Annotated in this window: 20 protein-coding genes; 9 read left to right on the top strand and 11 right to left on the bottom strand. The window is 65.6% G+C overall.

What is annotated here, in order from left to right:
- Together L0G76_RS01410 and manA are read left to right on the top strand one after the other, a co-directional pair.
- Window positions 1-441, top strand: a 441-nt coding sequence (locus tag L0G76_RS01410; RefSeq protein ID WP_304355644.1) for a C40 family peptidase, incomplete at its 5' end; no start/stop codon positions are given.
- Between the two features lie 354 nt (window positions 442-795).
- Window positions 796-2,109: a mannose-6-phosphate isomerase, class I gene (gene manA, locus L0G76_RS01415; RefSeq protein WP_304355645.1), complete on the top strand. Its 1,314-nt coding sequence runs from the start codon at window positions 796-798 to the stop codon at window positions 2,107-2,109.
- Window positions 2,110-2,404: 295 nt separating this feature from the next.
- Here the strand turns inward: manA and L0G76_RS01420 are convergent, their stop codons facing one another.
- The 4 genes from L0G76_RS01420 to L0G76_RS01435 form a co-directional block, all read right to left on the bottom strand.
- Window positions 2,405-3,070 carry a 3-oxoacid CoA-transferase subunit B gene (locus tag L0G76_RS01420; RefSeq protein ID WP_304355646.1) on the bottom strand — a complete coding sequence of 222 codons (666 nt, stop codon included), beginning with the start codon at window positions 3,068-3,070 and terminating at the stop codon, window positions 2,405-2,407.
- Window positions 3,071-3,082: 12 nt separating this feature from the next.
- Window positions 3,083-3,853, bottom strand: coding sequence for a CoA transferase subunit A (locus tag L0G76_RS01425; protein WP_304355647.1), 771 nt, complete (start codon window positions 3,851-3,853; stop codon window positions 3,083-3,085).
- Window positions 3,841-4,554 carry a hypothetical protein gene (locus tag L0G76_RS01430; RefSeq protein WP_304355648.1) on the bottom strand — a complete coding sequence of 238 codons (714 nt, stop codon included), beginning with the start codon at window positions 4,552-4,554 and terminating at the stop codon, window positions 3,841-3,843. The genes L0G76_RS01425 and L0G76_RS01430 overlap by 13 nt, the downstream gene beginning before the upstream one ends.
- Window positions 4,555-4,633: 79 nt before the next feature.
- Window positions 4,634-5,761: a coenzyme F420-0:L-glutamate ligase gene (locus tag L0G76_RS01435; protein ID WP_304355649.1), complete on the bottom strand. Its 1,128-nt coding sequence runs from the start codon at window positions 5,759-5,761 to the stop codon at window positions 4,634-4,636.
- Window positions 5,762-6,306: 545 nt separating this feature from the next.
- Between L0G76_RS01435 and L0G76_RS16310 the strand changes: the two genes are divergently transcribed.
- Genes L0G76_RS16310 through L0G76_RS01450 form a run of 3 tightly spaced genes read left to right on the top strand, consistent with a single transcriptional unit; the run spans window position 6,307 to window position 11,281 of the window.
- The gene (locus L0G76_RS16310; protein WP_487246974.1) at window positions 6,307-6,699 is read left to right on the top strand and encodes a WhiB family transcriptional regulator; all 393 of its coding nucleotides are present in this window, start codon (window positions 6,307-6,309) and stop codon (window positions 6,697-6,699) included.
- On the top strand, window positions 6,696-9,827 hold the full coding sequence (locus tag L0G76_RS01445; RefSeq protein ID WP_304355650.1) for a glycosyltransferase: 3,132 nt from the start codon (window positions 6,696-6,698) through the stop codon (window positions 9,825-9,827). Before L0G76_RS16310 ends, L0G76_RS01445 begins: the two co-directional genes overlap by 4 nt.
- Window positions 9,824-11,281 carry a DUF5719 family protein gene (locus tag L0G76_RS01450; protein WP_304355651.1) on the top strand — a complete coding sequence of 486 codons (1,458 nt, stop codon included), beginning with the start codon at window positions 9,824-9,826 and terminating at the stop codon, window positions 11,279-11,281. The genes L0G76_RS01445 and L0G76_RS01450 overlap by 4 nt, the downstream gene beginning before the upstream one ends.
- Here the strand turns inward: L0G76_RS01450 and L0G76_RS01455 are convergent.
- Entirely contained in the window at window positions 11,278-11,637 is a 360-nt protein-coding gene (locus tag L0G76_RS01455; protein WP_304355652.1) for a hypothetical protein, read from the bottom strand. The two genes, L0G76_RS01450 and L0G76_RS01455, sit on opposite strands and share 4 nt — an antisense overlap.
- Before the next feature lie 130 nt (window positions 11,638-11,767).
- On the opposite strand from L0G76_RS01455, the gene L0G76_RS01460 reads away from it, so the two are divergent.
- Genes L0G76_RS01460 through ahcY form a run of 3 tightly spaced genes read left to right on the top strand, consistent with a single transcriptional unit; the run spans window position 11,768 to window position 15,056 of the window.
- Window positions 11,768-12,109, top strand: a complete 342-nt coding sequence (locus L0G76_RS01460; protein WP_487246975.1) for a DUF3499 family protein — start codon at window positions 11,768-11,770, stop codon at window positions 12,107-12,109.
- Window positions 12,106-13,551 (top strand): phosphohexomutase domain-containing protein, encoded by a 1,446-nt coding sequence (locus tag L0G76_RS01465; RefSeq protein WP_304355654.1) that lies wholly within the window; start codon window positions 12,106-12,108, stop codon window positions 13,549-13,551. The genes L0G76_RS01460 and L0G76_RS01465 overlap by 4 nt, the downstream gene beginning before the upstream one ends.
- 11 nt (window positions 13,552-13,562) lie before the next feature.
- Complete coding sequence (gene ahcY, locus L0G76_RS01470) at window positions 13,563-15,056, top strand: adenosylhomocysteinase (protein ID WP_304355655.1); 1,494 nt, start codon at window positions 13,563-13,565, stop codon at window positions 15,054-15,056.
- 31 nt (window positions 15,057-15,087) lie between these two features.
- Here the strand turns inward: ahcY and L0G76_RS01475 are convergent, their stop codons facing one another.
- A complete protein-coding gene (locus tag L0G76_RS01475; protein ID WP_304355656.1) occupies window positions 15,088-15,912 on the bottom strand; it encodes an RDD family protein in 825 nt (274 codons plus the stop codon).
- 93 nt (window positions 15,913-16,005) lie between these two features.
- On the opposite strand from L0G76_RS01475, the gene L0G76_RS01480 reads away from it, so the two are divergent.
- A complete protein-coding gene (locus L0G76_RS01480; RefSeq protein ID WP_304355657.1) occupies window positions 16,006-17,004 on the top strand; it encodes a stage II sporulation protein M in 999 nt (332 codons plus the stop codon).
- Between the two features lie 42 nt (window positions 17,005-17,046).
- Here L0G76_RS01480 and L0G76_RS01485 read toward each other — a convergent pair whose 3' ends face one another.
- Genes L0G76_RS01485 through L0G76_RS01505 form a run of 5 tightly spaced genes read right to left on the bottom strand, consistent with a single transcriptional unit; the run spans window position 17,047 to window position 22,359 of the window.
- Window positions 17,047-18,333 carry a DUF58 domain-containing protein gene (locus L0G76_RS01485; RefSeq protein ID WP_304355658.1) on the bottom strand — a complete coding sequence of 429 codons (1,287 nt, stop codon included), beginning with the start codon at window positions 18,331-18,333 and terminating at the stop codon, window positions 17,047-17,049.
- A complete protein-coding gene (locus L0G76_RS01490; protein WP_304355659.1) occupies window positions 18,334-19,395 on the bottom strand; it encodes an AAA family ATPase in 1,062 nt (353 codons plus the stop codon).
- Window positions 19,392-20,657, bottom strand: coding sequence for a DUF4350 domain-containing protein (locus tag L0G76_RS01495; RefSeq protein ID WP_304355660.1), 1,266 nt, complete (start codon window positions 20,655-20,657; stop codon window positions 19,392-19,394). The genes L0G76_RS01490 and L0G76_RS01495 overlap by 4 nt, the downstream gene beginning before the upstream one ends.
- The gene (locus L0G76_RS01500) at window positions 20,654-21,310 is read right to left on the bottom strand and encodes a DUF4129 domain-containing protein (protein WP_304355661.1); all 657 of its coding nucleotides are present in this window, start codon (window positions 21,308-21,310) and stop codon (window positions 20,654-20,656) included. Before L0G76_RS01500 ends, L0G76_RS01495 begins: the two co-directional genes overlap by 4 nt.
- Window positions 21,307-22,359, bottom strand: coding sequence for a hypothetical protein (locus L0G76_RS01505; protein ID WP_304355662.1), 1,053 nt, complete (start codon window positions 22,357-22,359; stop codon window positions 21,307-21,309). The genes L0G76_RS01500 and L0G76_RS01505 overlap by 4 nt, the downstream gene beginning before the upstream one ends.
- Between the last annotated feature and the right edge of the window lie 78 nt (window positions 22,360-22,437).

The raw sequence follows: 22,437 nt of genomic DNA on the forward strand, positions 1-22,437 counted from the left end.
GACGACAAGAAGGACGACGACAAGTCGAAATCCGACGAGCCCAAGGACGATAAGAAGGACAAGCCGTCCAAGGCAGAGAAGATCCAGGCTCAGCGTGACTCCATCATCAAGGAGGCGAAGTCCCACCTCGGCGTGAGGTATGTCTGGGGAGGCTCCTCGCCGACGAAGGGTTGGGACTGCTCGGGATACACCCAGTATGTCTATGGCAAGAACGGCATCGAGCTGCCACGTACAACCGGTCAGCAGCGCAACGCCGGCACAGTCATCCCGACCGAGGACGCCAAGCCGGGAGATCTGATCTGGATCCCGGGCCACATCGGCATCATCTCCGAAACCGAGGGAAAGATGTACGATGCCGGCTCGTCCCGGACGAACACGACGGAGCGCAGCTACAGCTGGATGCTCGATCGTGGAGCGAAGGTCATTCGCGTCGTCGGCTGACACCAGCCGGACGATATCAGTCGGGTGACCCCTGGCGGATAGCCCCACAGCCTCGCGGTCTGTTCTGAAGAGAACCGGCCGCGAGGCTTTCTGCTTTCGGGCATACGCACGTATGGGACTCCGGACTCCCGGACAATTTCGATGAGGTTGTCCGCCCGCTGATCGTTTGTTAACCGCTCCTGTTGACCATACGTCCTGGTCGCAGGCGGTGAACAACAGATGTCCTGGTCTGAACAGTCGGTGAAGCCACCTCGCGAATCGATGATCAGTCGGCATGAACGCGCTAACGTGGAGGAACGCACGCGGCATTCACGCGTGTTCGTCCGATCAGTCCAGCCGAAGGGGACCAAGACAGTGCGTCGATTGCACAACACGGTCAAGAACTTTGCTTGGGGCACCACGGACGCGATCCCGGCAATCCTGGGAACCGCGCCCGACGGCACACCCTGCGCCGAGCTCTGGCTCGGAGCACATCCCCTCAGCCCCTCTCGTGTGGACGCCGGAGACGTCGAGCAGCAGCGCTCGAGCCGCCGTGCCGCACAGCGCGGATCATCGTCATCTCTGAATGTGAAGACGGACAGCAGCACGGTCGGTCCCAACCTCATCGAATACCTCGCCGGCGATCCCGCAGGCCTGCTGGGCCAGGATTCGCTGGAGGCCTTCGGACCGCGTCTGCCCTTCCTGCTCAAGGTCCTCTCCGCGCAGAAGGCACTGTCGATCCAGGTTCACCCGAACCCGGAACAGGCGGCCGCGGGCTTCGCACGCGAAGAGTCCCGGGGGCCCGACCTCGACTCCGCGACCCGCAACTACAAGGACCCCTCCGCCAAACCGGAACTCATCTACGCCCTCACCGAGTTTCACGCGCTGACCGGATTCCGGTCGCGCAAGGCCGTACGCGCAACCTTTGAACGACTGCTGTCGCTGTCACTGTCACCGGCCTCGCTGGACTTTCTGGGCGACGTGATCTCGGCACTGAAGTCCGTGACCGAGGCAAGGGCCTTCTCCAAAGCGGTCGAACTCGTCCTCGGAGACTCGCGGTCTGCCCAATTCGTCGACGAAGCCGCCGCACAGGACCTGGCAGAACTCCCCGAAGGCCACATCAGCCGTTCGGGGACAGCAGTCGATCCTGCAGAGACGTTCCACGAGCTCGTATCCGACTACCCGTCCGATCCAGGTGTCCTCGTGGCGCTCATGCTCAATCGGGTGCACCTGCAGCCGGGGGAGGCCCTGGCAATGGAATCCGGCGTGCTGCATGCCTATCTGGGCGGGACCGGTATCGAAGTCATGGCCTCGAGCGACAACGTTCTTCGCGGGGGACTGACGAACAAACACATCGACATCCCGGAACTGGGCACGGTTGCGAAGTTCACCTCGGCCACACCCTGCATGGTCGAACCCGACCGCGACGGAATCCTGCTCGGAACGACCGAGGACTTCGCCCTGCAGTCACTGCGGTGCCCACGCCTGACACAGGTCGAACGCCGAGGCGCAAGCATAGCCCTGTGCACCTCGGGAACCATCACTCTGACGTCTCTGGGCTCCACAGTGACACTCACACGTGGTCAGAGCGTGTTCATCGCGGCAAATGAGCCCACAGTGACCGCAGACGGCCATGGGGACCTGTTCGTGGCCACCACCGGGCTCGACACCTCGCTGCCCTTCGTCTGAACCGTCAGCGGCAGGGAGCACCACGCACCGTCAGCAGTGAATCTACTCTTTGCTGGGGTGCCGTTCAGCGCTGACTGTAGGGGATGCTGAACTAAACGTGGTCTATGCCGCTTACGGTGCGCCCTGCGGCCGCCGAGCACATTCGCACATGGAAGAGGCCGCCCGGGGCCGAGCTCCTTCTCAGAAATCGGTCCAGGGCGGCCTCGTCGCAACCTCCGGCGAACCAGTCGCCCAGGCCATCGGCGAACCAGTCGCCCAGGCGATAGCGAACCAGTCGCGAGGTCGCGCAAACGCCTCAGGCGGCGTCGACGCTGATGGTGGGGACGTCGTCCGGGACGTTCACCTCGGCGCCGGTCTTGTCCTTGACTTCCTCGACGCTGACTCCGGGAGCCAGTTCGACGAGGGTGAAGGAGTCTCCGGTGACGTCGAGCACGGCGATGTCGGTGACGATGCGGCTGACGACGCCCTTGCCGGTCAGCGGGAGGTCGCAGCTGGACAGGAGCTTGTGCGAACCGTCTTTGGCGACATGGTCCATGATCACGATGACGCGCTGGGCACCGTGGACCAGGTCCATGGCACCGCCCATTCCCTTGACCATCTTGCCCGGGATCATCCAGTTCGCGATGTCGCCGTTCGTGGCGACCTGCATCGCGCCGAGGATCGCGGCGTTGATCTTACCGCCGCGGATCATGCCGAAGCTGGCCGCGGAGTCGAAGTAGGAGGCGCCGGGGTTCATTGTGACGATCTCCTTGCCGGCATTGATGAGATCAGGGTCGATCTCCTCTTCTGTGGGGTAGGGGCCCACACCCAGCAGCCCGTTCTCCGACTGGAGGACGAGGTGGACCCCCTGGGGCAGGTAGTTGGGCACGAGTGTCGGCATTCCGATGCCCAGGTTGACGTAGCTGCCGTCTTCGAGTTCCTGGGCTGCGCGGGCCGCCATCTGGTTTCTTGTCAGTGACATATCTGGCTCTCCTCAGGCTTCGCGGACGGTGCGTTTTTCGATGGGCTTGTCGGCCACCTGCTCCGCGTTCAGCGGGACGACGCGGTGGACGAAGATGCCGGGTACGTGGACGTCATCGGGATCGATCTCGCCGGGCTCGACGAGCTTCTCGACCTCGGCGATGGTGATCCGGGCCGACTGTGCCGCCGGGGGATTGAAGTTCCTGGCCGAGGAGTTGAAGACGAGGTTGCCGTGGCGGTCTCCGACGGCGGCGCGCACGAGGGCGTAATCGGGTGCCAACGACTGTTCGAGGACGTATTCCTTCTCCTCGCCGAAGGTGTCGAAGACACGGGTGTCCTTGGCAGGGGATTCTTTGACGACGTTGCCCTCGGCGTCGTACTTCCAGGGCATGCCGCCTTCGGCGATCTGGGTGCCGGCGCCGGTGATCGTGTAGAACGCCGGGATTCCGGCCCCGCCGGCCCGCAGCTTCTCAGCAAGGGTGCCCTGTGGGGTCAGCTCGACCTCGAGTTCGCCCGAGAGGTACTGGCGTGCGAATTCCTTGTTCTCACCGACGTAGGAGGCGATGATGCGTCGGAGACGATGGTCGGCGAGCAGCAGGCCCAGGCCCCGCCCGTCGACACCGGCGTTGTTCGAGATCACCTCGAGGTCCTTGGCCCCCTGCTCCTTGATCGCTCGGATCAGGAACTCAGGAACGCCGACGACACCGAAACCGCCCACGGCGATCGATGATCCATCTGCAATATCGGCTACCGCCGCAGCGGGCGTATCAACTACTTTGTCCATGTTCCCAGTCTGCCACGGACCTCGCCGAGGCTGCGCGCCAGGTCCGTCATGCGAACCTCGTCCATCCCGTTGCCCAGTAAGGTCTCACCCCCGCGGAGGAGGTGGCCCAGGAACGTCGCCCACTCGTCGGGGAGCGGGGTCGAGTTCGCGACGAGGATGCCGGAACCGGAGTCGTTCGGGGACTCGGTCCACTGGATCTCCTGGTCGCCGACGATGAGGGTCCCGGTTGACTGGAGACGCCGAGGCGTGACGTCCGGGTAGGCGCGGATCGCCGAATTGACGTCGATGAAGTCCTCATCGACGGGGGTGCTCAGGGCCAGCGCGGGCGGGTTGTAGACGAAGACCTCCTCGGCCGCAGTCAGACGCTCGTCGTCCTCGTGCCCCAGAGGCACGAAGGCGTGGAAGTCACCCTCCGGAGCCGCAGTGACCTCGACTCCGGGCTCGGAGATGGCCGAGTCGAGGACAACGCGACCATCGGCGAGGAGCACGCTGAGGATCGCGACGAGCTCACGCCAGTGCAGTCCAGTCGGCATCGGTACGAAGAGCGTGAAATCGGGTCCGAGGTCGTAGTCGCCGAAGAGGCCGACGCCCTTGTTCACCCAGTTCGCTGCGACCGGACCGGTGAGATCGAGTCTGTCGTAGTCGGGGCCGCGCCAGAAGAGGACGGGCCCGCCGGTGCGGCTGATGATGGAGAGATCCACGAAGGATGACCTGCTTTCTCGTTGGTCGGTGGAGGTTCGGTCGTCGGTTGGTCGATGGCGGTTCGGCGGGCGCGGGAGTTCAGGGGGACAGGAGCCCGATGCTGATGTTGACCCCGCGAGGGAACGCGCCGAGCTCACCGTCGGCCCATTCCCATTTCGTCGTCGCACTGAGATCCTCGGCGAACAGCGCGGTGTGCATGCGTTCGACGAGTGAGCCGAGGCCCACCATCGCCTCGAGCAGGGGAGGGCCACCGGCCTGGGGTGTGGCCGGAGAGTCGGACGGGGCCATCGTGATCCGGGACCCGGAGCCTTCGATTCGCATCCGCCAGGCGGCCTGACCGGGTGTGCGCGAACCTCCGGCGCGGACGACTCGGATGGCGCGGGAGACGCGTTCGAGGATGTCGTCGCTGTTGTCACCGGCCGCGGCCCGGCCCGGCAGCTCGGTGACCCCGAGGCCCCTGTGGATGGCTTCGACGTGGCCGTAGCGGAACCAGTCCTCGCCGAGATCGCGGCTCAGGGCCTTCGCCCCGGACCGTCCACTGTCCAGGTATCCGCCCGCACCTCGAACGAGTGCCATCGGAAGGCCTCGCGAGGATCCCTTGACGAGGTCGGCTGCGGCAGCGATCTCGTCGGCGATCGCGCGCACAGTCACCGATTGCACGCGACCGTCATCGTCGGGTCTGCCGCGCTGATCATCGAGACCGGAGAGGCCCGAGAGACCGAGCGCGAAATCACCGACGCCGATCCTCCAGGGCCGCGAGATGGTGTCTGAGATGACGACGCCGATCCGCACCGAGAAGGCATCTTCGACACGTGTGCGCAGCTTCTGCGCCGAAACGTCGCTGTCGGCGGGGTGGAGGACGACGGAGCCGCTCGAGTTCGATTGGTCGAGTCCGGCTGCCGCCTGAACTGTCCCCGAATGGGTGCGAACGATCTGAACGGTGGACCCGGAGGCATAGGTGCGTTCGGCGACGAGGTGGTTCGACGAATCCTCGACGAGGTCCTCGAACTCTGCCCGGTCCTTCACGGTGTGCAGACGTCCGTCGGACTTGGACACGACCTTCGACGCGATGACGAGGATGTCGCCGTCCTTGAGGTCGATGCGATTCCGACGCAGGGCGTTGACAAGGATCGCTGCCAGATCGGATCCGGGTGCGATGTCCTCCTCGACCGGAGGCGCATACACGGTGAGCAGCCGGTCGTTCATCCTCGCGTCCACAGCGTCGTCGGAGTGCCACGAAGCCCGAATTGAGGCGGCGGGTGCTGGGATCGGGCAACGATCGCGAGTGATTCGACTCTCATGACTCCATAATCCCACCGACGGTGAATGATTTCGAAATTCTCCAGATTTGCTCAGGTGATCACTACGGGTTGTGTCCATCCCAGATAGTGGTCGCTATATGTGGTGTTCTCGGCGCGTGTGTATGTGAAGGTGTGTTCGAATAACCCGCAGGCGCCTCCTGCAATACTCCACAAGGGCTTGACGAGGCGGTAATGACACGCGTGTAATTTATACTTAACAGGGGAACGCACTCGGCACGAATCCTCGGATTCGAGCATCCCCCACGCTGATACCGTCAGCACGAGCCTCACCTCCGGAACCGTTCGGAGAGTCGGTCGCACCCAGACCGGTTCACTCCTCGAACGGTACCGGAACAGGAGCCCGCAGTGGGAGATGAGCCGAGAGTGAGAAAGGGGAAAACCGTGCAAAGCGCACAGAGCAAAAGGCAGGAGAGGGAAGACTTCTCCACAGTGCCCGGAGTCACTTCTCGAAGTGCCGAAGACTGGTTCGTCGAACCAGGGGCGCGTACACCGGATACTCTGCCTGATCCATTGGCGATCGATCCGAACGATCTGACACCGCTTCCCACGGACAACTCCGCAGTATCGCCGCTCTCACTGCTCTTAGGGGCAGCCGAGGACGGCGAACTTTCCTGGCAGGACCAAGCGCTGTGTGCGCAGACCGATCCCGAGGCATTCTTCCCCGAAAAGGGCGGATCGACTCGTGAGGCCAAACGTGTCTGTGCATCCTGCGATGTCCGCTCGGACTGCCTCGAATACGCCCTGGCGAACGACGAGCGCTTCGGAATCTGGGGCGGCATGTCTGAACGTGAACGCCGTCGACTCAAGAAACGAGTCGTGTGAAACCTGCCGTCACCGTTGTCGTCGCCGCTGGTGACGACAGCAGCAGGGTCGAGCTCGAAACAGCTCTGGACAAGACTTACCCCGGGATCCCGATCGTGGATCTCGGGGGTCTTGCCGTCACAGAGGCACAGACCCTCCCCGAGGTAGCCGGCAGCACACATCTGTGGTTCCTCACAGCCGACTCGCGGCCAGAACCCGACTGCCTCGAAGAACTTCTCGACGCGATCGGTGAGACCGAATCCATCGGCGCCGTCGGTCCCAAGATCATGCGCTCCGATCGCATCGTCTCCGCCGGCGTCACCACCACCTCGGCGGGGGCCAGGGTCAACCCGGTCGCGGACGGGGAGATCGACCAGGGGCAGCGCGACGGCCGGTCGGAGACGCTCGGCCTCGACCTGCCCGGCATGCTCATCGCCACCACGGAACTCGAGAGGATCGGAGCCCCCTCCCGAGTCCTCGGCGTGGCATATCGCGGTCTCGAATACTCGCGTCGACTGCGTGACCTCGGCCGCCGGGTGGTCGTCGCCCCGCACGCCAGGCTCACAGTTTCCGCGATGTCGGCATCCCAGCTGGGCTCCTCATCACTGCCGCCGAGCTCGAAAGCTCAGATCCGCACCGAACAGCGCTACCGGCTCAGCCTCGCCAGTCCCGGATTTGCGGGAATCTTCTGTCTCCTCGCCCTCACCCAGCTCAGGAACACCGTGGCGGGTCTGTTGTCGAACAATGTCCGCGCCGCCTCCTGGTACTTCTCCGCGCTGCTCGGGCTCGGCGCCGACGCCCGCACGACCTCCCGGCTGAGGCGTTCCAACGCCCGTCGCAGCCGCATCGCCAAACGCAGTGCCGACTCCCATGTGGCCGCCCTCTACGCGGACCCGGACGAACTCGCCGTCCAGCGCCGGAGCATGAACTCCGCCGAGGACGCCCGGCAGGCTCAGGCCGACTCGGCAGCTGCCGAAGGCCCGGAGACCATGGACGAAACCGAACTCAACCCGGTCGGCGACACGGAAGAGGCCATCGACTCGTTCTCGCGCCTGGAAGTCACCGGCGGTGCGGGACTCTTCCACAACCCCCTGACCTACCTCCTCGTCGCGGCTGCGGCACTGAGCGGCTTCGTCTCGTTCCGCCTCTTCGGCCCCGGCCACCTCGTCGGGGGAGCCTTGGGATCGACCGACGTGTCGCTGGCGGAACTCGTCGCCCGCCTGCTCAGCCCGAACCTCGACGTCTCCACCGGTGCCGCTGTTCCCGCCGACCCCTACCAGCTGGTCCTGGCAGTGCTGAGCCTTCCGTTCCTGGGCCACGTCGACATCATGGTCCGCACACTGATCCTCCTCGCCCCGATCCTTGCCGTCATCGCCGCCTACGCCGCGGCGGGCGTGATCGTGAAGAGGCGCTGGGTGCGCGGCCTCGCCGGTCTGCTGTGGATCGCCGCCCCGCTCTTCGTCACCGCACTCTCGACCGGCCGCCTCGGCGTGATCCTCGTCTGGATCGCGGCACCCCTCTTCGTCATTGCCCTGCGGCGCAGCCTGCGCACAGGGTCGATCGCCGCGGCCGCCACCGGGGGGCTCCTCCTGTTCGTCATGATCGCCGGCGTCCCGCTGATGCTCCCCCTGGGCATCATCGGCACCGTCGTGCTGCTGTGCACCGGCCGTGGCCTGCGACACCTGTGGCTGTTGGCCCCGACCCTGTTCCTGGCCTGGCCATGGCTGGCAGCACTCGTGAGCGAACCCGGCGCGGTCTTCGTCATGCCCGGCCAGACCCTGGCCCCACCTGCCCCGCCGAGCTACCTCCTGGCGGTCGGCTTCCCCTCACCGATCGACATGACCTGGCTGTCCGATCTGCTCGCGACGATCGGCGTCGGCGGCGTCAGCCCGGCGATGCTGCAGCTGTGGGCGCCGGTCCTCGTGCTGCCGATGCTCATCCTCGCGTTCCTCACGCTCATCGAAGCCCACCTCGGACTCTCCCGCCTGATGTGGGCCGTCGGCCTCTACCTCGCCGGTCTGCTGCTGGCCACCGTCCAGGTCCTCATCCCGGCCCAGACCGGGCCCTTCCATCTCATCGGCTCCTATCCGGCCGCAGGCCTGACACTGCTCAGTCTCGGCGCGGTCATGCTGCTGACGCTCGGCGCCCAGTCCACCACCACTCGATCGACGAACTCCCGCAGGCTGCCCATGCGCGGTCTGGCAGGGCTTGTGGCCCTCGCCGCCGTCGGTCTCATCATCGTCGGCGCCGGACCCAGCACCACCTCGGCGGACTCCGTCACCACTCAGGAGCACGGCACCGTCCCGGCACTGGCTGCCGACCGTGCCTCCGGTGACACCCAGGCACGCACCCTGCGCCTCGACGTCAGCGACGGTGAGGTCCGTGCCCGCCTCCTGTCGTCGGCCGATGGGACGATCATCGGCACCTCGACGATGAGATCCGCCGAGGCGGTCGGAGGCTGGCTGTGGGAGCGCAGACCCCTGCCCATCGGTGAGGATCAGAGGCTGATCGCGCAGGCCGCGGCAGCACTCTCGGCCGATGACGTCGGAGACGTCCGATCCATCCTGGGCCAGCTCGGCGTGGACTTCGTCCTCGTCGATCCCAGCGCGAAGAATCTCGCGAACTCGGTGGCCGCCGCCGACGGTGTGGTCGAGGTCGGTCCGACCGAGTCGGGTGGACTGTGGCAGGTCGACACCCCCTACAGCGGTCGTTTCCTCGTGCGTGAGCCCGACGGGACGATGAGCACCGCACCGATGGATGGCACCACCGCCGAGGTGGCCGCTGGCGACGAGGGACGCACCCTGATCGTGGCCAGCAGCGCCGACAACATCACCGCCGGCATCGATGGCAGTGACCTGCCGAAGCCGGAGGAGTCCACGTTCGGCTGGACCTCCGAATTCACGCTGCCCGCCGATGGGGGTCAGGTGGAGCTGAACCACGGGCCGGAACTCTTCGCTCCCGGCGTCGTGGTCGGGTGGATCCTCGGCCTCCTCACCCTCATCGTCGCGATCCCGTTCGGATCCCAGCGGCAGACCCGGGCCTGGTCCCGAACGACTCGTTCGAGATCGGACGGGCCGTCGCGGCCGGCGCCCGAGGAGCCGACACCGGGACAGCCGGCGCCCGAGCAACCCGTGGAGGAGAAGTCATGAAACACATGCGCAGCATCGTGACCTTCGCGGCGATCGCCGTGCCCGGGGTGCTCGTGGCCACGACCTCGTTCCTGACGCCGCTGACTCCCGGCACGCTCGATCGCAGTCCCGAGCAGGTGAGAATGCCCACCGCCGACACTCGTGTGATCTGCCCCGGCCCGCTGTTGACCGATGACGAGGCTGAGGGCACCGACGCGGAGTTCGTCGACGATTCGAACGTCTCCACACGTGTCGTCTCCGCCTCTGCACCGATCAGCGCCACCGACGGCTCGGTCTCTGCGGCCCGTCTGCAGGTGGCTGATCTGGGCGGGTCCGCGAACTTCGACAACCCCAGCTCCTCCGGCTTCGTCTCCGGCGATGACCCGATCGACAAGACCAAACTCATCACCGGTTTCGCCCGTCCCGGGGCACCGGCGCTGACGACCGGTGTCGAAACCGTCGAGGGCACATCCGGCGACCTCACCGGACTCGCGACCCTGAGCTGCGGGTCAGCGTCGAGCAACTTCCGGATTCTGGCCGGCTCCGGCGCCGCGGGATCGAACTCCCAGCTGCTGCTGAGCAACCCCGGCGACGTTCCCGTCCAGGCCGAGGTCACACTCATGACGCCGTCCGGACAGCGTGGGGAGCCGACAGAGGTCAGCATCAAGGCCGGGAAGCAGCGCGCCATCCGTCTCGCCGGTCTGGCTGCCGGGGCCGAGTCCCTGGCCGTCGATGTCAACGTCGATGGGGGAGTTGTGGCCGGCTCCGTGCAGGAGACCGTGCTCGACGGCCTCACCCCCAAGGGCATCGACCTGGCCACAAGCGGAGCAGACGCCGATCCGCAGCAGGTCGTCACCGGCCTCGATGGTCAGGATGTCCGCCTGCGCGTGGCCAATCCGAGTGATGACTTGTCGGAGGTCTCTCTCAAGGCCTACGGTCCCGATGGGCAGATCGACATTCCCCGTTCGTCGATGAGCGTGGTCGCCCACGGGGTCGCAGAGGCTGAACTCGGCGATCTCGACGCCACGAGCGTCGTCCTCGACTCGGACCAGCCGATTCAGGCCAGCGCATTCATCGGTCAGGACGGGGAGAAGGGCAGCGCCGATTTCGGCAGCGTCAAAGCCACCGGTGCCCTCGCCGACTCCCAGGTCATGGCTCTGCCGCGCACGGGCACCGGAAAGCTCTACCTCTCACCCGGCCAGGGGCAGGTGCAGGTGCGAGGAATGCTCGACGACGGTTCACTCACCCAGCCGCAGTCGATCGACCTCAATCCCACCGGCACCACCGAGTTCAGCCCCGCCGAGGTGTCGCCGGACGCCGTTCGCGCCATCGTCATCAGCGGTGAGAACGCCTCAGGGTCCCAGTCGAATGGTGTCCACGCCAGCTATGTGGTCACCACCGACTCAGGGATCTCTGCGGTCTCGCCGGCTCCGGCTCCTGCCGGCGTGGCCTATCGCGACATCCGTCTCGGCTAGGAATTCCTGAGGATCTCGACCTGGTCGGCGACCACCTCGGCGATGAGGGAATCCCTCTGTCCGCTGCTGTGATACTCGATGACGCGCCGGTAGAGGACGATGTGCGTGAGCCTGTGCGCGGTGGCGGGGAAGACCCGGCCGAATGCTGGCTCGGTGGAACTCGCCGGTGGAACGGCATCGATGGCCAGTACCACCTCGGCGAGGAGTGCCGGTTCCTGCGCCCGGAAGCGGGCGAATTCCGCGGCCGCGACACGGGCGAAGCTGTCGGCCCGGCGCAGGCGCGCGGGGACATCGGCCAAGAACAGTGGGGACCGCAGTCCGCGGCCGTGCCGATCACGATGACGCCTGGTGCTCATGAGTCAATATTGTACTGACCACACGGCCCTGACTGACGAGGACAGGCGGTGCTCGCGTGTAAAGTGAGGGACTGTGTCAGCCGTGAGATTGTGTTCAAAAGTCAGCTGCTCGCGCAGTGCCGCAGCCACCATGACGTACGTGCACGCTGATGCCTGTGTCGTCATCGGTCCGCTGTCGCGTCGCGCCGAGCCCGGTGCCCATGACCTGTGCGCCGATCATGCCGCAAAACTGACCCCGCCCGTGGGATGGCAGCTCATCCGCATCGAAGGTGAGCAGGCGCCGCCCGAGCGCACCCATGACGACCTGTTGGCCATCGCCGACGCCGTCCGGGAAGCTGCGGGACGTCCCGGGGAGGGAACGAGAGCAGACGAAGCGTCGTCGAGTGCGTCGTCGTCGACGTCTGAGAGGCGAAGCGACGGATCGATGCCCGGTCGCAAACACGGTCACCTGCGCATCATCGGCGATTCATGACAGACCCCAGTCCCGAACTCGTCGAGGCCCGCACGACTGCGCTCGAGCCCGCGGTCGGAGCCTATGACATCCGGGGCCGCATCCCCGACCAGCTTGACGAGGATGTGCTCTTCGCCCTCGGCTGGGCCACCGCGACAGCGATGGCACAGCTCCATTCGAGCGCCGAGGTGGTCGTCGGCCACGATATGCGACCCAGTTCACCCGATTTCGCCCAGGCCTTCGCCGCCGGCATCGAAGCGGCCGGATATCGAGCCGTGCTGTTGGGGCTGTGCTCGACCGACCAGCTGTACTTCGCCTCGGGGATCTTCGATCTGCCCGGCGCGATGATCACCGCCAGCCACAACCCGGCAGATTACAACGGGATCAAGATCTGCGGCCCGCGTGCGGCCGGAGTCAGCCTCGCCTCGGGGCTGGGACGGATCAGGGAACTGGCACCGCAGGCACCCACGGACGCCACCATTGCCGAGGTCGCCATCGACGAGGCTGCCGGCGCGGACATGCGCGAACGCTACGTCGAGCGCATCCGCACCCTGACCCACGTCGAAGAGGTCACGGGCCTGAGCGTCGTCATCGACTGCGGCAACGGCATGGCGGGCAAACTCCTCGGCGAGGTCTTCGGCACCGATGCCGGTTACGCCGCTGTTCCCTTCGACGTCATCGGACTCTTCACCGAACTCGACGGCACGTTCCCCAACCACGAGGCGAACCCGCTGAAACCGGAGAACCTCCTCGACGTCTCCCGCGCGGTACTCGAGCACGGTGCTGACCTGGGGCTGGCCTTCGACGGCGATGCCGACCGGTGCTTCTTCATCGACGAAACCGGAGCGACCCTGTCACCATCGGCAGTGGGGGCACTCGTCGCCGAACGCGAAATCGTTCGCGCCAGGGCCGCAGGCGTGGCCGAACCCGTGGTCATCCACAATCTCATCACCTCACGCAGCGTTCCGGCCACGATCACAGCTGCCGGCGGGCGAGCAGTGCGCTCGAAGGTCGGCCACTCCGGCATCAAAACTCTCATGCGCTCCCAACACGCCGTCTTCGCCTGCGAGCACTCCGCACACTTCTACTTCGATGAGTTCTACGGTGCGGACTCCGGCATGCTCGCCGCCTGCCACCTGATCTCCGCCCTGGCGAAGACCGGGGCACCGGCGTCACGACTCGTCGCCGACTACGACCTCTACGTCCAATCGGGAGAGATCAACTTCACCGTGGCCGATCCCGATGCTGTGCTCTCCGCCTTCGCCACCGCGGCCGGTGACTTCCCGACCAACACGGTCGACGACCTCGACGGCATCGGCCTGCAGGGCGAGGACTGGTGGGTCAACCTGCGCAAGTCGAACACCGAACCGCTGGTGCGCCTCAACGTCGAAGCCGGCGACCCCGAGCGCCTGCGTGAACTGACCGCACAGGCCAGTGACTTCGTCGAGGCCCGCAGGCAATAGACTCGACGCAGATGACAACAGCTTTCGCTCCCGATGGAGGTACCGTGCTCGAACCCACCGACTTCAAGGTTGCCGATCTGAGTCTGGCCGAGGCCGGACGGCACCAGATCCGACTGGCCGAACGCGAGATGCCGGGACTCATGGCACTGCGCGAAGAGTTCGGCCGCAGCAAACCTCTGACCGGTGCCCGCATCGCCGGCAGCCTGCACATGACGGTGCAGACGGCCGTGCTCATCGAAACCCTCGTCGCCCTCGGGGCACAGGTGCGCTGGGCCAGCTGCAACATCTTCTCCACCCAGGACGAGGCGGCCGCCGCCGTCGTGGTCGGCGCCGGCAGCGTCGAAGCGCCCGCCGGTGTGCCCGTCTTCGCATGGAAGGGTGAGACCCTCGAGGAGTATTGGTGGGCCGCGGACAAGATCTTCGACTTCGCCGAGGGCGCCAACCTCATCCTCGACGACGGCGGCGACGCCACGATGTACGTCCTCAAGGGTGCCCAGGCCGAACTCGACGGGGGAGTACCGGCCGCGGGCGAGGACGACCCGGAGGAGTTCGCGGTCCTCCTGGCACAGGTTCGGAGATCACTCGCAGCCTCGCCCGGCCGCTTCGGACGCATGGCTGCCGGCATCAAGGGCGTCAGCGAAGAGACCACGACGGGAGTCAACCGCCTCTATCGTCTGGCCGAGGAAGGCAAGCTTCCGTTCCCCGCCATCAACGTCAACGATTCGGTGACGAAGTCGAAGTTCGACAACCGTTACGGCATCCGCCACTCCCTGCCCGATGGTCTCAACCGCGCCACAGACGTCCTCATCGGCGGCAAGATCGCCGTCGTCGTCGGCTACGGTGATGTCGGCAAGGGCGCCGCCGAGGCGCTGCGCGGCCAGGGAGCCAGGGTCATCGTCACCGAGATCGACCCGATCTGCGCCCTGCAGGCGACGATGGACGGCTACCAGGTCGAACACCTGGCCACGGTGGCACCGAGCGCCGACATCATCATCACGACCACCGGCAACACTCGTGTGGTCGGAGTCGAGGTGCTGACACGCCTCAAGCCCGGGGCGATCGTCGGCAACATCGGACACTTCGACGACGAAATCGATCTGGCCGGGCTGGCCAAGGTCTCCGGAGTGAGCAAGGTCGAGATCAAGCCACAGGTCCATGAGTGGCGCGTGCCCGTCCCCGCCGATCAGGGGGTGGACCGGGATCGGACGGACTTCCTCGTCCTCTCCGAAGGACGTCTGCTCAACCTGGGCAACGCTACCGGTCACCCCTCGTTCGTGATGAGCGCCTCATTCGCCAACCAGGTGCTCGCGCAGATCGAACTCTGGAACAGCCCCGATCGCTACGACAACGATGTGCACCGCCTGGCGAAGGAACTCGACGAGAAGGTCGCCCGCCTCCACCTGCCGGCACTCGGAGCGAACCTGTCCGAGCTGTCGAAGGAACAGGCCGAATACATCGGCGTCGACGTCGCCGGACCCTATAAGCCCGAGCATTACCGGTACTGAGGTACTGAGTCGAACCTGAGCCTGCAGAGCCCTACCGGCTCTGCAGGCTCAGCCCGTGCGGGAGGTTGTTGACTCCTGCGCGGAAGGCTTGAGACTGTTCACTGCGGCGCTGCTGCTTCGAAAACTCCGCAGACCGTTGCCGGTGGATGACGGCCGATAAGAACTGTTCGGGCATCGTCCCCTCCGGCGGCGCTGGCGCGACATAGGGGTTGAGTTCGGTGGCGAGCTCCTTCGCACGATCCCAGCGCGAATCGCGTCCCAGGTTCTCCGACATCGACAGGAACTGCACGACTCGTCGGTGCAGGCCGGCAGGAAGTGTGGCGATATCGGTCTCCGCCAGCCAGTTGTGCAGGTGCGGTGAGACATGCGTGCGGACCGGCTGGGGTGGGGCGGTGCGTTCGCTGACGGCGACTGTTCCGGCCATGTAGTCGCCGAGGCGTTTGGCCTGTGGCGAGATCAGCCCGGAGAGGGCGGCCAGGCCGCCACCGGTCGACAAGATCTCGAAGGGCCACAGAATGGCCCGGATGAACGAATGCCTGGCTCGTACTGCGCCACCGTCGTCACGGACGACCCGCAGGCCCAGGATGAGCTTGCCGATGGAGCGACCATGGGTGAGGACTTCGACGATCATCGGCAGGAGAACGAACACCGAGATGCTCATGATGGTCATGACCGATGTCAGGAGGAGCTCATTGACGTCGAGGATCTGAAGCAGGAACCAGAACATGGCGATGATGAGCCCGATGTTGACGATCGCGTAGACGATGTAGTCGATGAGGCAGCTCAGCGCGCGTGCTGCCAGGGCTGCGGGCTGGATGCTCAGTTCGACGGCTTCACCCGTCACCAGAATACTCACAGATCCATCTTGTCATAATTCGCATCTCCGGTTCATTGCCGATCGCCTGGGACGCATACTCTGGTCGACGGGAGTCTCAGATAGGCTTGAAGCATGGACCCGAATCTGCTGGCCGAACTGCACGGCGACAAGTGGCGAGAACTGTCCATGCTGGCGAAGAAGAACACGCTGACTCCGGCGCAGACGCACAGATTCCTCGACCTCTATCGGGACGCATCGAAGGACCTGTCGCGGATCATGACGGTGGCTCCCGACTCTCTGGAGGCTGCGCGGCTGTCCGCGATCGTCCATCGTTCGCGCAATCATCTCTCCGCGGTTCCCGCCGGCGGGCTGAGCGGTCTCTCCCGCTTCTTCGTCATCGGCCTGCCGCTGTCGATCTACCGGCTGCGGTGGGACTTCCTCATCGTCGCCGCGTGCTTTCTGGCAGTGGCGTGCCTGGCCGGGATCTGGGCGGGCATGCACCCGGAAGTGCTCGAGACCTTCGGTGACCGTGCCTTCCGCAAACAGTTCGCCGAACATGATTTCGTCGACTACTACAAGGAGAACCCGAACGGCTTCTTCGCAGTGGGAGTGTGGACGAACAACGCCTGGATCGCGGTGCAGTTCGTGCTCCTGGGCATCACCGGTGTCTTCGTCGTCTCCGGGCTGTTCTCCAATGCGGTCAACGTCGGCTTCTCCGGTGCGATGATGTTCGAGTTCGACCGCGGTTCGGACTTCTTCCTCTACATCCTCCCGCACGGCATCCCCGAGATCAGCTGCATCATCCTCGCCGCAGCGGCGGGATTGAGACTGTTCTTCTCCTGGGTGGTGCCGGGACCGCAGCTGCGACGCAACAAACTCGCCTCCGAAGCCAGATCCTTGCTCACCGTCGCCGGTGGTCTGGTCATCATGCTGTTCGTCTCAGGGCTCATCGAAGGCTTCGTCACGCCGAATCCGATTCCGCCGGCACTCAAGATCGCCATCGGCGTCGCCTACACCGCTGCAGTCATCGCCTATGTCTGGTACTTCGGCAAGCGCGCAGCCAGGGCCGGCCTCAGCGCCGACCTCGACGAGCACCAGGCAGGCTATTCGATCCTCGCCACAGACCGGTAGAGGGCCCACCGCAGACCTGCGGCCTTCATCGATGCGCGGAGTTCAGAGCTTCCCGGTCGCCTTGAGGTTGATGTAGAGATCGGCCAGCGCACCGGGCAGGTCGTCGGGGGCGGCCTCGACGGACTGGACACCGGCTCCGCGCAGGCGGGTCTGCAGCGACTTCGACGTCAGCAGCTCCGATTCCGCGGCCGCAGCGCTGAAGATCTCATCGGTTCCCTCGCGTTTGGCAGCCAGCTCCCTCAATCCGGGATCCTCGACCGAGGCGAGGACCACACGGTGCCTGGCCAACAGCGTCGGCAGGACCGGCAGGATCTCATCGGAGACGCTGCCCTCATCGAGTGCGGTGACGAGGACGACGAGGGCATGCTGGCGGGAGGTGGCCAGAACAGTCGTCGAGATCTGTTCCCAGTCAGCATCGTAGAGTTCCGGGTGGACCGTGGTCAGGGCCACCGACAGGTCATGGACGGGGTCCTTCGAACGATGGCTCGAGGCGATTGCGCGGATGCGTGCATCGGCGACGACGACATCGACCCTGTCACCTGCTCCCGAGGCCAGAGCCGTCAACAGCAGGGCAGACTCCAGGGCTGCGTCGAAGACCGTGCCGTCTGCGCAGCGACGTGCGGCCAGCCGCGAGGAATCGACGACGATGACGACCCTCCGGTCGCGCTCCGGCCGCCAGGTCTTGACGACCAGATCCTGGGCGCGGGCACTGGCGCGCCAGTCGATTGAGCGCACATCATCACCGTCGACGTAGTCGCGCAGCGAATCGAACTCCGTACCCATGCCGCGGATCATCACAGCTGACCGACCGTCGAGTTCGCGCAGCTTCTGCGTCTTCGACGGAAGTTCGCGCCGGGAGATGAACGGGGGCAGGACCCGCACGATCGCCGGCACATCGAAGCTCCGCTGTCGGGAGATGAACCCGAGGACGCTGCGTGAGCGCACGGTGACCTTGTCCCCGTGCAGCGCGCCGCGGCGCACGGGCAGAAGTTGGGTCACCATCTGCGTGTTCTCGCCTGGGGGTAAGTCGAATTGTGAGCGGGTGTTCTTCGCTCCGGCACTCGGTGACCACGCATCACGGACCGCGATGCGCAGACGCCTGGGGGAGTCATTGACGACTGTGAGAGTGGCATCGGTGGGATCACCGAGTCGAACCATCGGTCCGGGGGTGCGCTGAAGGGAGGCCAACCTCGGCGGGGGCACGAGGAAGAAGTCGACAACGGCGACGATGATGATGACACCGGCCACGATCAATGCACTCGTCCACCCCGGCATGAGCATGACGGGGACAAGCCCGAACAGGGCGAGCAGGAGCAGTCGGGTCGTCATTCAGCGCGGTACTTCGGTGGTCGCAATGATCGAGTTGAGGACCTGATCGACGTTGAGGCCGTCCATCTGCGCCTCCGGGCGCAGGATCACACGGTGCCCCAGGGCCATGTGGGCCAGCGCCTTGACATCGTCGGGGGTGACATAGCCGCGGCCCGAGAGCCAGGCAAAGGCGCGTGCGGCACCGAGCATCCGGGTGGCGCCGCGGGGAGACACGCCCAGAGCCAGTGACGGTGCCTCTCGGGTCGCTCGGGCCAGGTCGACGATGTAGGTGATGACCTGCGGTGCGATGTAGATCTCGGCGATGCGCTCCCGTGCCTGGGCGATCATGTCCGCGTCGACGACAGGTGTCAGTCCCGCCTCGGCGAGGTGGGAAGCATCGAAGCCGTGGGCGTGACGGTTGAGGATCTCGAGTTCCAGCTCGCGTTCGGGCAGCCCGAGCGCGAGTTTGAATAGGAACCGGTCGAGCTGAGCCTCGGGCAGGGGATAGGTGCCTTCGTATTCGAGCGGGTTCTGGGTGGCCGCGACCATGAATGGTTCGGGCAGGGCACGGGAGCCTCCGCCGACCGAGACCTGATGCTCCTCCATGGCTTCGAGCAGAGCCGACTGGGTTTTGGGCGGGGTGCGGTTGATCTCATCGGCGATGAGGATGTTCGTGAACACCGGGCCGGGACGGAACTCGAAGTTCGATACGGACGCGTCGTAGACCAGTGAGCCGGTGACGTCGCTGGGCATGAGGTCCGGCGTGAACTGGATGCGTGTGTTGTCGAGGCTGACCGATTTCGCGAAGCTGCGCACCAGGAGGGTCTTGGCGACACCGGGGACACCCTCGAGCAGCACGTGGCCTTGGCACAGCAGTGCGATGAGCATGCCGGTGACCGCCTCGTCCTGACCCACGACCGCCTTGGCGATCTGCGCGCGCACATCGACGAACGCCTCCCGCAGGGGATCGCGCTCTTGGGGCGGATGGGGCTCTTGAGTCGGCTGAGGCTGAGCCGACTGAGACTGTGCTGCCTGGGTCTGCGTTGGCTGCTGGGCGGAGTTCTCTCCAGGAGTCTGTGTCATGGGACCTCGCTTTCGATGAGGGTGAGCAGATGGACGATGTGCTGCAGATCTGCGTCGGTGCGGGGCACCGCGGAGGAGAAGACCGACTCGACCTGGGCCGGATCGCGGCCCGTCGTGTTCGCGATGGCGAGAATGATGTCGTGGAGGCCGGCCTCGGGGCCCAGGGCCAACCGTTTCGCGATGCGGAGCAGGGCTCCCGTGCGCAGGGTGTGCAGCGCCCCGGTCCGGTCATGGCTGCGCGCGGCCAGAGCCGCCCGACCATGCACGGTCTCGACCGCGGGGACGATGACCGGCAGTCGTTCGACGGCCAGGGGACCGAACCTGCGACCGAGGATGAGCAGGAGGATGAACACGCATGGAACCAGCCACAGGGCCCCGGCGATGAACCAGCTGGGCACATAGTCCAGGGTCGACGGCGGTGCTTGGAACTCATCGGTCCGGCTGGGGTAGTAGACGACCAGATGGTCGGTCTGCGACAGCTGGGAGAGCACCAACGAGGCATGGCCCTCCTCATCGATGCCGGCGTTGGTCACCCAGTCGGGATTGCCCAGGACGGTGACGGGAAAATCTCCCTTTCCTCCGGCACCCTCATCGACGATGAGCTGCCCGTGGGCAGACCCGGGGGTGACTTCGCCGCCGTCGATCTGGGTGACGCCGGGGCCGGCGAATGGATAGCAGGTGTGCAGTCCCTCGGTGCCCTTCCGGGACTCGGCATACTCGGCATCACCGGTCTCAGTCGGGCCGGCAGCTTGAGCTGAGGCCACGGTGCAGTCGGGCTGTGAGATGTCCTCCGGAGACGCCAGCGGACTGAGGCTGTCATTGACCGTGATGCGATCGGTGAAGTCCTGGACCGTGTAGCCGGGGTCGATGAGCACAAGACGGTTGTCATTGGCGGCGAGTTCGGACCGGAATCCGTCGATGTCTCCCGGCGAGAGCATGTCGGTCTTCGTCGGAACCAGGAGTGTCGTATCCGGCTGACCGGAGGCCGTGTGGGCCGTGTCGAAATCCTCGGTGGTGGTGACCTCGACCCCGTGGTCGCGCAGAGTCTCGACCATGGCCTTCGTGCCGTCGCGGGCCGTGGAGTCGTAGTGGAGCGGAGCATCGGCCCCACGATCAGACGTCATCAGCATCGTCACGATCACGGTGATGAGGATGGCGGCGGCCGCGACGATCCACACCCCAACTGATCTCAGCCGAGCCGTCAGCGGCACCGCCGGGCTCGAGCGGGTGCCTCTGGTCGCGACGTCGATGAGGGCGCTCACGATGCCACCGCCGATCGATGCCTGGGAGTCAGGACGCTCAGGGTCTCATCGAATGCGCGGAATTCGCCGTAGGCTGCATTCAGTGCGGCAGCGGAGGTCCGGGCGGGGTCCTCGCCGAAGAGCAGGTCGTTGAAGACATTCGCGACCCGTGTCAGCTCCCGCCGGTGCTCGGGCAGCTCGCCTCCGGCGGTGCGACTGAGCTCGCTGGCCGTCGACGCCGAATCGAGCGTGACGATCTGCTTCTGGGAGAGCACGGCGAAGATGGCGCGTGCGGAATCGATGACGGCCGTCGTCATGTCGCCGCGCTGCGCAGCAGCCCGTGCACTGTCCCTCCACGGGCCGGGCTCCGGTGAGGCGACGACGGGGTCGAAGGCAGACAGCGGAAGGGAGGTCTTCCTCAGCCCGGCTCGGCGCACCCGCCAGACGATGAGCGCGACGATGGCGGCGAGGGCCACGACGACGATGAGAATCAGCCAGGGAGAGTTGCCCTGCAGCGCACCTGAGACGATCGAGTCCCACATGTCGCTCAGCCACTGTCCCAGCTGTTCCAAGGGGGTGAGGTCGGTGTCCGAGTACTCCTTCTTCGACAGCTCGTGGTCGACCCATTCTCGCCCGGTCCCACGATCGATGACCGAACTCAGCAGTGCGCTCATGCAGTGTTCTCCTCACGACGGATGAGGACCAGATCGAACCCTTCGGAGCGCATGCGCTGGTCGAAGTAGCAGACACAGACGAGGCATGAGAAGTACGCGAAGAGGATCGCCGAGGACACCGTCGTCAGAACCAGGAGAAGTGCTCCGGCGATGACGGTGATGAGCGCCATCGCCGAGGAAGCTGCATCAACGGTGGTGACGGCGACCGTCGCGACGGCGGTGATGACCGTGACGAGTGGGGTGATGACGAGCTGGACCAGTTGGTTGGACAGGAAGTAGCCGAGGCCGAGCTGACCGAAGGTGCGCCAGAAACCTCGGCCGGTCAGCCTCCAGGAGCGTCCCAGCGCAGCACGGACGCCCAGCCTCTCGACGGCGATCGCCGAACCGGTGAAGGCGAATCGCAGGTTCAGCCAGATCACGGCGCACAGCCAGAGTCCCAGCGCTATGACGGCGGTGACGATCGCGAGGACCGTGTTGTCGAACAGTGCGAACAGCAGAGAGGGGAGCCCAAGCAGGGTGAGCAGACCCAGATTGATGGCACCCAGGACGAGCGCGGCGAGAATGAGCGTCCACCGGCGGCCGTGCAGAGACCTCCACGACTGCGTCAGCGTGGTCTTGCGTGCACCGAACGAACCCTCGGCGCCGCTGGCGGCCAATCCGGCGAGGAAATGAGCCACGCCGAGGCTGAGCAGGCTGATGACGACCGACCCCATCTGCGCGAGGAGGAGGAACCCGGACATCGCATCGTCATTGCTGACGAGGTCGTTGAGGAAGGGCAGGAACTCAAGAACCACGAAGGTTCCGAGCGCAGTGAGGACGAGAGTCCAGAGGGTGAACACGATGAGAGCCGCGCCGATGGTGAGCCCGGGGACGAAGCGCAGCAGTCGGAACCCGGAATCGAGCACCTCGAAGAAGGTCAGCGGCCGTTTGGCCAGGACTCCACGCGGGGAAGGCGGGTGCCATTCGTGATGCGTCGGGCCCTGATCTCGTCGTTGCCACTGACCGGTCTGCCAGTCGACCTCGGAGGTCCACGCATTCGATCGTTCCATCACCGAACAATCCTGCCATGATTGGCACTCCGGTGCAGAGTCGAACCGCCCCGGGCGCGAACTTCACAGCGTCTGCAT

The organism is Brevibacterium picturae, assembly GCF_030453725.1.
In the GTDB taxonomy this organism is placed as follows: domain Bacteria; phylum Actinomycetota; class Actinomycetes; order Actinomycetales; family Brevibacteriaceae; genus Brevibacterium; species Brevibacterium sandarakinum_A.